Here is a 12,125-nt window from a genome sequence, read left to right as displayed (position 1 = left end):
GAACAATGGCTAAGAAAGAAGTTGCCAAGATCAAGCTGCAGATTCCGGCCGGGGCGGCCAACCCTTCCCCGCCGGTTGGTCCCGCGCTCGGCCAGCACGGGCTCAACATCATGGAATTCTGCAAGACTTTCAACGCGAAGACCATGGAGCAGAAGGGCATGATCACCCCCGTGGTGATCACCGTCTACTCCGACCGTTCCTTCACGTTCATCACCAAGACGCCCCCTGCTTCCGTGCTGCTGCTGAAGGCCGCCAAGCTCGAAAAGGGCTCTGGCGAACCGAACCGGAACAAGGTCGGCTCGGTGAGCATGGCGCAGGTTGAAGAGATCGCGAAGCTGAAGCTGCCCGACCTCACCGCCAAGGATCTCGATGCGGCCACCCGCTCCATTCTGGGCACCGCCCGGAGCATGGGCATCGAAATCAAGTAGCGTTTCGGATCAGTTGCACTGCCGTCCGCCGACACGGTCGGCCTTCCCGGCCAAGCCGGGGCGCATCCCCTGCCCACAGCGGGGCGCGTGACCAAGGCGGCAGGAGATTGCGAACGTCAGCAAAAGGAAAAGGTGGGTACAATGCCCAAGCACGGCAAGAAATATCGCTCGGCGACGGAAGGACGCGACATCGCCGAACGTTTCGCTCTCGAAGACGCGGTGGCCAAGTCCCTCGCGGCTTCGTTCGCCAAGTTCGACGAAACCGTCGACGTGGCCATCTGCCTCGGCGTCGATCCCAAGTACTCGGACCAGATGGTGCGCGGCGCCGTCACCCTGCCCCATGGCCTCGGCAAGACCGTGCGCGTGGCGGTGTTCTGCAAGGGCGACAAGGAAGCCGAAGCCAAGGCCGCCGGCGCCGACTTTGCCGGCGCCGAAGAACTGGTCGCCAAGATCAAGGAAGGCTGGCTGGACTTCGACAAGGCCATCGCCACCCCCGACGTCATGGCCCTGGTCGGCCAGATCGGCCGCGTGCTTGGCCCCCGCGGCCTGATGCCCAACGCCAAGACCGGCACCGTCACCTTCGACGTGGCCACCGCGGTGAAGGAAACCAAGGCCGGCCGCGTGGAATTCAAGGTCGACAAGGCCGGCGTGCTGCATGCCCCGCTCGGCAAGGTGTCCTTCGGGTCCGAAAAGATCCTGGGCAACCTGAAGTCGCTGCTTGAAACCGTGAACCGCCTGAAGCCCGCCACGGCCAAGGGCACCTACATGAAGGCCATGGCGGTTTCCACCACCATGGGCCCCGGTTTCAAGGTCGACCCGACCACCATCAAGAAGTTCCTCGAAGGCTAACCCCCTTCGCGCGATATTTGGCCCGGTTGCTGCGCAGCCGGGCCTTTACCGGCAACAGGCCCGGAAATACGAGTCGAAGAAAGCAGGCGGCAGGGGTTCTCCATCCTTGCGCTAAGTCCTGCCGAGACCACAGTGTCTTTGGCTCGGCATTTCCACCCAGACACACCCGAACCTGAGGAGAGTCACGTGAACAGGTCCGAGAAGGCAGCCATCATCGAGCAGTTGAAAGCTCGTGCGGAAGGCGCTTCCATCGCGGTCGTGACCGACTTCAAGGGTATGTCGGTGGAAGAGCTGACCCGTCTCAGAGTGAAGCTTCGTGAAAGCGGCGCGGAATACCACGTCGTGAAGAACACCCTGGCACGGATCGCCTTTACCGACGGAGCGCACGACGTCATCAAAGACGCGTTCAAAGAGAACTGCGCCGTCGCCCTTGGGTTCGCCGATCCCGTCGCAGTGGCGAAGGCACTCACCGATTTTGCCAAGACGAGCAAGATCTTCGCGGTGCGCCATGGCAGCCTTGAAGGCAAGTTCCTTTCCGGGGAACAGGTCGCCGACCTCGCCAAGCTGCCCAGCAAGCCCGAACTGATCGCTCGCGCCCTTGGCACGATGAATGCCGTGCCCACCAACTTCGTTTCGCTGTTCGCCAACATCATCCGCGGCCTGCTCTACGCCCTCAAGGGCATCGAAGAGAAGAAGGCCGCCGCCTAGGCGACACCGAGCCCAACCCCTTACGCCAAAGACACCCGAAAGGAGCAAATCATGTCCAGCATCACCAAGGAACAGGTCGTCGAATTCATCGCCAACATGACCGTCCTCGAACTCTCCGAGTTCATCAAGGAACTTGAAGAGAAGTTCGGCGTGTCCGCCGCCGCCCCGGCCATGGCCATGGTGGCCGCCGGTCCGGCCGAAGCCGCCCCGGCCGAAGAGGAAAAGACCGAATTCGACGTCATCCTGAAGGCCGCCGGCGCCAACAAGATCGGCGTCATCAAGGTCGTGCGCGCCCTGACCGGCCTTGGCCTGAAGGAAGCCAAGGACAAGGTTGACGGCGCCCCCTCCACCCTGAAGGAAGCCGTCTCCAAGGAAGAAGCCGAAGAAGCCAAGAAGCAGCTGGTGGAAGCCGGCGCCGAAGTCGAAGTCAAGTAGACTCGGTTCGCTGCGCCGCACAGGCGATCGGAACAGCGCGGGCGAGTTCATCGCCCGCGCTTCTTCTGCTTTATCGCCCTGTCCGGCATCCGCGGCATTTCGGGTGGCGGCCATGCGCCGGGCATATGCCGACAGGCGCGGCAATGCGGGCGGCACGGCGGCACGGGACGGAAAGGGACGAGAAGGGACGGGGTGGCCATGCCGCCGCACCGGACGGGAAGCAGTCGTGTGGCAAGCCGCACAGGCTTGCAAAATTTTTCCGAAACGACTATTGTTGCAATTTGGTCGAACTCACTTCGCACCAACCCAGCTCCTGACCCGGGCGGTACGTTGTACGCTGCACCCCTCTTTCCCACCCCCCGAACCGACAGCCTTTCCGGTGGGCGCGTCGCTCTTGTCGCGCGTCCGCTCAGCCTCGTCCGCGGCACGGCGTTGAAGGGACCCCCCCTTCGCGCGGCCGCCTTTCGTTGTCGCTTCGCCCCGGCAGCCATGCGCCACGCGCCCGCTGCCCCCGAAACGCGGGACGTCGGCCACGCCGCCCGTCCCGCCGCCCAGCGTGCCGTGCACGCGTCTGCTCCATCCGACCCGCACGGGTCGTTCGGCCTCTCGCGCTGAGAGCCCCGCCGGAAAACCGTCTTTCTGAGGTGAAACCATGGGCCAACTCACGAAAAAGTTCGGCAAGATTCCCGTATCGCTCGGCATTCCGCACCTCCTGAACCTTCAGGTGGACTCGTACATCAAGTTCCTTCAGGAAGGCATTGCCGAACGCAAGCCCGACGAGGGCCTTGAAGGGGTCTTCCGGTCCGTGTTCCCCATCGAGGACTTCAACCGCACCGCCAGCCTCGAATACGTCAGCTACGACATCGGCGAGCCCAAGTTCGACCAGGCGGAATGCATCTCGAAGGGCCTCACCTACGAAGCGCCCATCCGCATCAAGGTGCGGCTCGTGGTCTACGACGTGGACGACGATTCCGGCAACCGCACCATCCGCGACATCAAGGAGCAGGACATCTATTTCGGCACCCTGCCGCTGATGACCGAGAAGGGCACCTTCATCATCAACGGCACCGAGCGCGTCATCGTCAACCAGTTGCAGCGCTCGCCGGGCATCATCTTCGAGCACGATTCGGGCAAGACCCATTCCAGCCGCAAGGTGCTGTACTCCTGCCGCGTCATTCCCATGCGCGGCTCGTGGCTCGACTTCGACTTCGACCACAAGGACATCCTGTACGTCCGCATCGACCGCCGCCGCAAGATGCCCGCCACCATCCTGTTCAAGGCCATGGGCATGAACAAGACGGACATCCTGGACTACTTCTACAGGAAGGAGTTCTACCGCCTGTCCGACGACGGCCGCGTGTTCTGGGAAGTGCAGAAGGACATGTTCCGCAAGGATTCGGCCTTCGCCGACATCGCGGGCGCCGACGGCGCCGTGTTCGTCAAGGCGGGCAAGCCCATCACCAAGCGCGCCTGGCGCCAGATCTGCGAGGCCGGCCTCGAAGCGCTCGAAGTGGCCCCCGACACCCTGGACGGCCTGTTCCTGGCCGAGGACGTGGTGAACCCCTCCACCGGCGAAGTGCTGGCCGAAGCCGCCGACGAAGTGACCCCCGGCGTGCTGGAACGCCTGCGCGAGGCGGGCATCGACCGCCTGCCCATCCTGCACACCAAGGGCATCGACACCTCGTCCTCGCTGCGCGACACCCTGGTGCTGGACAAGACCGCCGACAAGGAAGCCGCCCAGGTGGAAATCTACCGCCGCCTGCGTCCCTCGTCGCCGCCCACGCCCGAGATCGCGGCAAGCTTCTTCGACAACCTGTTCCGCAGCCCGGACTACTACGACCTTTCCCCCGTGGGCCGCTACAAGCTGAACCAGCGCCTTGGCCTCGACCAGTCGCTGGACCTGCGCGTGCTGACCGACGAGGACATCCTGACCGCCATCAAGGTGCTGGTGCACCTCAAGGACAGCCACGGCCCGGCCGACGACATCGACCACCTGGGCAACCGCCGCGTGCGGCCCGTGGGCGAACTGGTGGAAAACCAATACCGCATCGGCCTCGTGCGCATGGAGCGGGCCATCAAGGAACGCATGAGCCTGCAGGAAGTCTCCACGCTCATGCCGCACGACCTGATCAACCCCAAGCCCGTGGCCGCCGTGCTGAAGGAATTCTTCGGCACCTCGCAGCTCTCGCAGTTCATGGACCAGACCAACGCCCTGTCGGAAGTGACGCACAAGCGCCGCCTGTCCGCCCTGGGCCCCGGCGGCCTGACCCGCGAACGCGCGGGCTTCGAAGTGCGCGACGTGCACACCTCGCACTACGGCCGCATCTGCCCCATCGAAACGCCTGAAGGCCCGAACATCGGTCTCATCGTGTCGCTGACCACCTACGCCAAGGTCAACGACTACGGCTTCATCGAGACGCCGTACCACGTCATCCGCGAGACGAAGATGACCGGCGAGGTGGTCTACCTCGACGCCTCGCGCGAGCACGGCGAGGTCATCGCCCAGGCCAACGCGCCCTTCGACGCCGAAGGCAAGCTGGCCGACGAGTTCGTCACCACCCGCGTCAAGGGCGACGTGCTCATGTCGCCCCGCGACGAAGTGACCCTGATGGACGTGTCCCCCAGCCAGATGGTGTCCATCTCGGCCGCGCTGATCCCGTTCCTGGAACACGACGACGCCAACCGCGCGCTCATGGGCTCGAACATGCAGCGCCAGGCCGTGCCGCTGCTCCAGTGCGAGAAGCCCATCGTGGGCACGGGCATGGAAGGCCCGGTGGCCCAGGACTCGGGCGCGTGCATCATCGCCGAAGGTCCGGGCATCGTGCGCTACGCCGACGCCGACCGCATCATCGTCAGCTACGAGAACGGCCTGTACCCCGAACGGGGCGGCGTGCGCGCCTACGACCTGCAGAAGTTCCACAAGTCCAACCAGAACTCCTGCTTCGGCCAGAAGCCCACCTGCCACCCCGGCCAGATCGTGGCCAAGGGCGACATCCTGGCCGACGGCCCCGGCATCGAGGACGGCGAACTGGCGCTGGGCAAGAACCTGGTGGTCGCGTTCATGCCGTGGTGCGGCTACAACTTCGAAGACTCCATCCTCATCTCCGAGCGCACCGTGAAGGAAGACACCTTCACCTCGGTGCACATCGAGGAGTTCGAGGTGGTCGCGCGCGACACCAAGCTGGGACCGGAGGAAATCACCCGCGACATTCCCAACGTGGGCGAGGACATGCTCCGCAACCTGGACGCCAGCGGCATCATCCGCATCGGGGCCAACGTGAAGCCGGACGACATCCTCGTCGGCAAGATCACCCCCAAGGGCGAAACCCAGCTCACCCCGGAAGAAAAGCTGCTGCGCGCCATCTTCGGCGACAAGGCCCGCGACGTGAAGAACACCTCGCTCAAGGTGCCCCCGGGCATCGAGGGCACGGTCATCGAGGTCAAGGTGTTCAACCGCCGCTCCGGCGAGAAGGACGAGCGCGCCCGCCTGATCGAGGAATACGAACTGGGCCGCCTGGACCGCAAGGAACAGGACCACATCCGGGGCCTTGGCGACGCCACCCGCGTGAAGCTGATGGCCGTGGTGGAAGGCAAGCAGATCGCCACCACCCTGGCGGGCAAGAAGAAGGGCGAGGTCATCGCCGAGGCCGGCGCCTCCGCCACCGCCGAACTGCTGGCCGACGTGCCCCTGAAGAAGTTCGCGGGCCTGTTCAAGAACCGCGAGGTGAACGACGCCGTGGACGCCCTGCTGGAAAGCTACGACCAGCAGGTGCAGTTCATCAGCAACATCTACGAGTCCAAGCGCGGCAAGGTGACCGAAGGGGACGACCTGCCCCCCGGCGTCATCAAGATGGTCAAGGTCTACATCGCCGTGAAGCGCAAGCTCTCGGTGGGCGACAAGATGGCCGGCCGTCACGGGAACAAGGGCGTCGTCTCGTGCATCCTGCCCGCCGAGGACATGCCGTTCTTCGCGGACGGCCGCCCGGTGGACATCGTGCTGAACCCGCTCGGCGTGCCTTCGCGCATGAACATCGGCCAGATCATGGAAACCCACCTCGGGTGGGCCGCCAAGGAAATGGGCCGCCAGCTCGCCGAAATGCTGGAGCGCAACGACCCGCTGAAGGCGCTGCGCAACGAGGTGAAGCGGGCGTTCGATTCCGCCGCCATCGATTCGCTGGTGGATTCCATGGACGACGACGACTTCCGCGCCGCCGTGGCCAAGCTGGGCCGCGGCATCGTGACCAAGACCCCCGTGTTCGACGGCGCGGCGGAAGAGGAAATCTGGTCGTGGCTGGTGCGCGCCGGCATCGACGAGGACGGCAAGACCGTGCTGTACGACGGCCGCACCGGCGAGCGGTTCCACAACCGCGTCACCACCGGCGTCATGTACATGCTGAAACTGCACCACCTGGTCGACGAAAAGATCCACGCCCGCTCCACCGGCCCCTACTCGCTGGTGACCCAGCAGCCCCTTGGCGGCAAGGCCCAGTTCGGCGGCCAGCGCCTGGGCGAAATGGAAGTGTGGGCGCTGGAAGCGTACGGCGCGGCCTACCTGTTGCAGGAATTCCTGACCGTGAAGTCGGACGACGTGACCGGCCGCGTGAAGATGTACGAGAAGATCGTGAAGGGCGACAACTTCCTGGAAGCCGGCCTGCCCGAATCGTTCAACGTGCTCGTCAAGGAACTCATGTCGCTGGGCCTCGACGTCACCCTGCACCAGGAAGAAGGCAAGAAGCGACCCAAGCGCGTCGGCTTCATGAACGCGCTGTAACGGTATACGGTTTCGGGAAAGAGCGACCGGGGAGGGGACCTTTTGAGAAAGGTCTCCCTCCCCGGACCCCTCCCCCAAAACTTTCCATAAGTCTGCGCACAACGTTTTCTCCGCCCCCCACGGCGCATTCCGCGCGCAGCGCGAACTGCGCCGAAAAAGGGGTCAAGGGGGCCACCGCCTCCTTGTGGGGATGCAGGGGGTAAAGCCCCCTGCTCACCGAAGGCGTGCAAACAACCTTTTCGGGTAGGGAACACGATATGACCTTAGACGATCTGTTCACCGTTCGGGGCTCGTCGGCCAACGTCGCGAACATCCGCAACCTGAAGGCGATCCAGATCTCCATCGCCGCGCCGGAGAGCATCCGGGAATGGTCGTACGGCGAGGTGAAGAAGCCCGAGACCATCAACTACCGCACCTTCAAGCCCGAGCGGGACGGCCTGTTCTGCGCCAAGATCTTCGGGCCGGTGAAGGACTACGAGTGCAACTGCGGCAAGTACAAGCGCATGAAGCACCGCGGCATCGTGTGCGAAAAGTGCGGGGTCGAGGTCATCGCCTCCAAGGTGCGCCGCGAACGCATGGGCCACATCGAACTGGCCGCGCCCGTCGCGCACATCTGGTTCCTGAAGACCCTGCCCTCGAAGATCGGCACCCTGCTCGACATGACCATGGCCGACCTCGAGAAGGTGCTGTACTTCGACTCGTACATCGTGCTCGATCCGGGCTCCACCAACCTCGCCAAGATGCAGGTCATCTCCGAGGACCAGTACCTTCAGGTCATCGACCACTACGGCGAGGACGCCCTGACCGTGGGCATGGGCGCGGAAGCCGTGCGCAGCCTGCTGGAGGAGCTGAACCTCGAGGAACTGCGCGCCATGCTGCGCGAGGAATCACAGGCCACCAAGTCGCAGACCAAGAAGAAGAAGCTCACCAAGCGCCTGAAGATCGTCGAGGCGTTCCTGGAATCGGCCAACAAGCCGGAATGGATGGTGATGGAAGTCATCCCCGTCATTCCGCCCGAACTGCGCCCCCTGGTCCCCCTGGACGGCGGCCGCTTCGCCACCTCGGACCTCAACGACCTGTACCGCCGCGTCATCAACCGCAACAACCGCCTCAAGCGGCTGATGGAACTGGGCGCGCCCGACATCATCATCCGCAACGAAAAGCGCATGTTGCAGGAAGCCGTTGACGCCCTGTTCGACAACGGCCGCCGCGGCCGCGCCATCACCGGCACCAACGGCCGCCCGCTGAAGTCGCTGTCGGACATGATCAAGGGCAAGCAGGGCCGCTTCCGCCAGAACCTGCTGGGCAAGCGCGTGGACTACTCCGGCCGTTCGGTCATCGTGGTCGGCCCCAAGCTGAAACTGCACCAGTGCGGCCTGCCCAAGAAGATGGCCCTGGAGCTGTTCAAGCCCTTCATCTATTCCGAACTCGAGAAAAGAGGTCTGGCCTCCACCATCAAGAGCGCCAAGAAGATGGTGGAGCGCGAGGAACTGGTGGTGTGGGACATCCTGGAAGAGGTGGTGCGCGAGTACCCCATCCTGCTCAACCGCGCCCCCACCCTGCACCGCCTGGGCATCCAGGCCTTCGAACCGCTGCTGGTGGAAGGCAAGGCCATCCAGCTGCACCCGCTGGTCTGCTCGGCCTACAACGCCGACTTCGACGGCGACCAGATGGCCGTGCACGTGCCCCTTTCGGTCGAGGCGCAGATCGAATGCCGCGTGCTCATGATGAGCACCAACAACATCCTGTCCCCGGCCAACGGCTCGCCGGTCATCGTGCCCTCGCAGGACATCGTCCTCGGGCTGTACTACATGACCGTGGAGCGTTCGTTCGAAAAGGGCGAGGGCATGGCCTTCTGCGCCCCGTGGGAAGTGGTGGCGGCCTACGATTCCGGCTCCGTCTCGCTGCATGCGCGCGTGAAGGTGCGCATGGAGGACGGCAATACCGTGGAGACCACCCCCGGCCGCATCCTGGTCTGGGAAGTGCTGCCCAGGGGCGTCGGCTTCGAGTTCGTCAACTGCACCCTGACCAAGAAGAACATCGCCCGCCTGGTGGGCGCCGCCTACCGTGACGCGGGCACCAAGGCCGCCGTCATCCTGTGCGACCGCCTGAAGGACGTGGGCTACGAATACGCCACGCGCGCGGGCATCACCATCGGCGTGAAGGACCTGCGCATCCCGTCCAAGAAGAAGGCCATGCTGGAAGCCTCGCAGAACGAGGTGGACGACATCGAGCGCCAGTACCGCGACGGCATCATCACCCGTACCGAAAAGTACAACAAGGTGGTGGACGTCTGGACCAAGGCCACCCAGGACATCTCCAACGAGATGACCAAGGAGATCTCGCACGAGGTCATCGTGGACCCCAGGACCGGGAAGGAAGAGATCAACAGCAGCTTCAACCCGATCTACATGATGTCCACCTCGGGCGCGCGAGGCAACCAGGACCAGATGCGCCAGCTTGCGGGCATGCGCGGCCTGATGGCCAAGCCCTCGGGCGAAATCATCGAAACGCCCATCACCTCGAGCTTCCGCGAGGGCCTCGACGTGTTGCAGTACTTCAACTCCACCCACGGCGCGCGCAAGGGCCTTGCCGACACCGCGCTGAAGACGGCGAACTCGGGCTACCTCACCCGCCGCCTGGTGGACGTGGTGCAGGACGTCATCGTCAGCGAGCTTGACTGCGGCACCGTGGACGGCATCGAGATCGGCCACTTCATCAAGGGCGGCGACATCAAGGTGCGCCTGTCCGACCGCGTGCTGGGCCGCGTGCTGCTGTACCCCGTGTTCGACCCCGAAACCCGCGAACTGCTGTTCCCCGAGAACACGCTGATCGACGAGGACGTGGCCCAGACCCTGGAGGCCGCGGGCATCAGCACCGTGACCATCCGCTCGGCCCTGACCTGCCAGAGCGAACGCGGCGTGTGCGCCCGCTGCTACGGGCGCGACCTTGCGCGCGGCCACCTCGTCAACATCGGCGAGACCGTGGGCATCATCGCGGCCCAGTCCATCGGCGAACCGGGCACCCAGCTCACCATGCGCACGTTCCACATCGGCGGCACCGCGTCGCGCGAAATCGAGCGGTCCAGCATCGTGGCGCAGCACCCCGGCCGGGTGATCCTGTCGCGCGTGAAGGCCGTGCGCAACCGTGACGGCCAGATGATGGTGCTCGGCAAGAGCGGCCAGATCGCCATCGTGGACGACCAGGGCCGCGAACGCGAAAAGTACATCCTGCCCAACGGCTCGCGCCTGAACGTCACCGACGGCACCGAGATCAAGAAGGGCGTCGTCCTGGCCGAATGGGACCCGTTCAACGAGCCGTTCGTCTCGGAAGTGGAAGGCACGGTCAAGTTCACCGACATCATCGAGGGCAAGACCTACCAGGAAAAGATGGACGACGCGACGCGCATGACCACGCAGTCGATCATCGAATACCGCACCACCAACTTCCGCCCGTCCATCTCCATCTGCGACGAGAACGGCGAACCCAAGATGCGCGGCGGCAACCTGCCCGCCACGTATTCGCTGCCCGTGGGCGCGCTGATCATGGTCAAGGCCGGGCAGGAAGTGCAGGCCGGCGACATCATCGCGCGCAAGCCGCGTGAATCGTCCAAGACCAAGGACATCGTGGGTGGTCTGCCCCGCGTGGCCGAGCTGTTCGAGGTGCGCAAGCCGAAAGACATGGCCGTGGTGTCCGAAATCGACGGCACGGTCACCTTCGCGGGCGAAACCAAGGGCAAGCGCAAGCTGGTGGTCACCCCCGAAACGGGCGAGGCCAAGGAATACCTGGTGCCCAAGGGCAAGCACATCACCGTTTCCGACGGCGACTTCGTGGAAGCCGGGGAACTGCTGACCGAAGGCCATCCGGAACTGCACGACATCCTGCGCACCAAGGGCGAGAAGTTCCTGGCCCGCTATCTGGTGGACGAAATCCAGGAAGTGTACCGCTTCCAGGGCGTGGGCATCGACGACAAGCACATCGAGGTCATCGTGCGCCAGATGCTGCGCAAGATCACCGTGCTCGATCCGGGCGGCACCAGCTTCCTGGTGGGCGAACAGGTGGACAAGGGCGAATTCCGCCAGGAAAACACCCGCGCCATGGGCGAAGGCCGCACCCCGGCCACGGCCGAACCGCTGGTGCTCGGCATCACCCAGGCCTCGCTGACCACCTCGTCGTTCATCTCGGCGGCGTCGTTCCAGGAAACCACCAAGGTGCTCACCGAAGCGTCCCTGCGCGGCAAGATGGACTACCTGCGCGGCCTGAAGGAAAACGTCATCGTCGGCCGCCTGATCCCCGCCGGGACCGGCTACCGCGAGTACGTGCATTCCGACATCTCCGTGCCGGAACAGAAGGAACGCCCGGACAAGTTCCTGGAAGACCTGGAAGAGAATCCGCTGCTGGTGGATATTTTCTAGGGGTTGCCGCAGGCTGGGAAGAGAAAGAAGAAAAAGAAGAGAAGACAGGGCCTCCGCTTTCGGGCGGGGGCCCTGTTTTGTTGTGCGATGGTAAGGGGGGAAGGGGAGGGGATATGTTGTGCCTTGTTGCACCCGGCTTCTACGAAGACAGTCGTGCCCTTTTGACCACGCCCGATTTCGTTATGCCTCCGGCGGGCAAGGGGCCATTAAGCGATGGCCCCTTGCATCCCCGCGCTCCAGGGGGGCTTCGCCACCCCTGGACCCCCAACGTATCCTGCACCGCATTCCTTTGCCGGGCAGCTTCCCGTCGGCCAAAGCGCCTCCGGGCGATCTGCCCGGCGGAATGCGATGTGCGCCTGACTCTCGTTGGCTTGGCGGAGCTTGGGCGCCTCTCCCACGCCCTCGTTGCGACGCATGTGCCGCCGTCAAGGCCCGGCGTCACACGCTTCTACGCGCGGAACACGGTCGATGAGCAGCCGAATCAATTCCACGGTCGCCTGCCTGTTTCAACAAAAAAAG

Annotated in this window: 6 protein-coding genes; all 6 read left to right on the top strand. The window is 64.3% G+C overall.

Features of this window, described 5'->3' with window-relative positions:
* The first annotated feature begins 5 nt into the window (after positions 1-5).
* Positions 6-428, top strand: a complete 423-nt coding sequence (gene rplK / locus V6B97_RS04080) for a 50S ribosomal protein L11 (protein WP_333505220.1) — start codon at positions 6-8, stop codon at positions 426-428.
* A gap of 141 nt (positions 429-569) precedes the next feature.
* Positions 570-1,277, top strand: coding sequence for a 50S ribosomal protein L1 (rplA, locus tag V6B97_RS04075; protein ID WP_333505219.1), 708 nt, complete (start codon positions 570-572; stop codon positions 1,275-1,277).
* 186 nt (positions 1,278-1,463) lie between these two features.
* Positions 1,464-1,985, top strand: coding sequence for a 50S ribosomal protein L10 (gene rplJ, locus V6B97_RS04070; protein ID WP_333505218.1), 522 nt, complete (start codon positions 1,464-1,466; stop codon positions 1,983-1,985).
* 51 nt (positions 1,986-2,036) lie between these two features.
* Positions 2,037-2,420, top strand: coding sequence for a 50S ribosomal protein L7/L12 (gene rplL / locus V6B97_RS04065; protein WP_012612583.1), 384 nt, complete (start codon positions 2,037-2,039; stop codon positions 2,418-2,420).
* Between the two features lie 652 nt (positions 2,421-3,072).
* Complete coding sequence (rpoB, locus tag V6B97_RS04060; protein WP_333505217.1) at positions 3,073-7,191, top strand: DNA-directed RNA polymerase subunit beta; 4,119 nt, start codon at positions 3,073-3,075, stop codon at positions 7,189-7,191.
* A 257-nt stretch (positions 7,192-7,448) separates the two neighbouring features.
* Entirely contained in the window at positions 7,449-11,606 is a 4,158-nt protein-coding gene (gene rpoC / locus V6B97_RS04055) for a DNA-directed RNA polymerase subunit beta' (RefSeq protein WP_333505216.1), read from the top strand.
* Positions 11,607-12,125: the final 519 nt, after the last annotated feature.

It is taken from the genome of Nitratidesulfovibrio sp. 1201_IL3209 (assembly GCF_036763125.1).
GTDB lineage: Bacteria > Desulfobacterota > Desulfovibrionia > Desulfovibrionales > Desulfovibrionaceae > Cupidesulfovibrio.
This window is presented reverse-complemented; position numbering and strand designations above follow the sequence as displayed.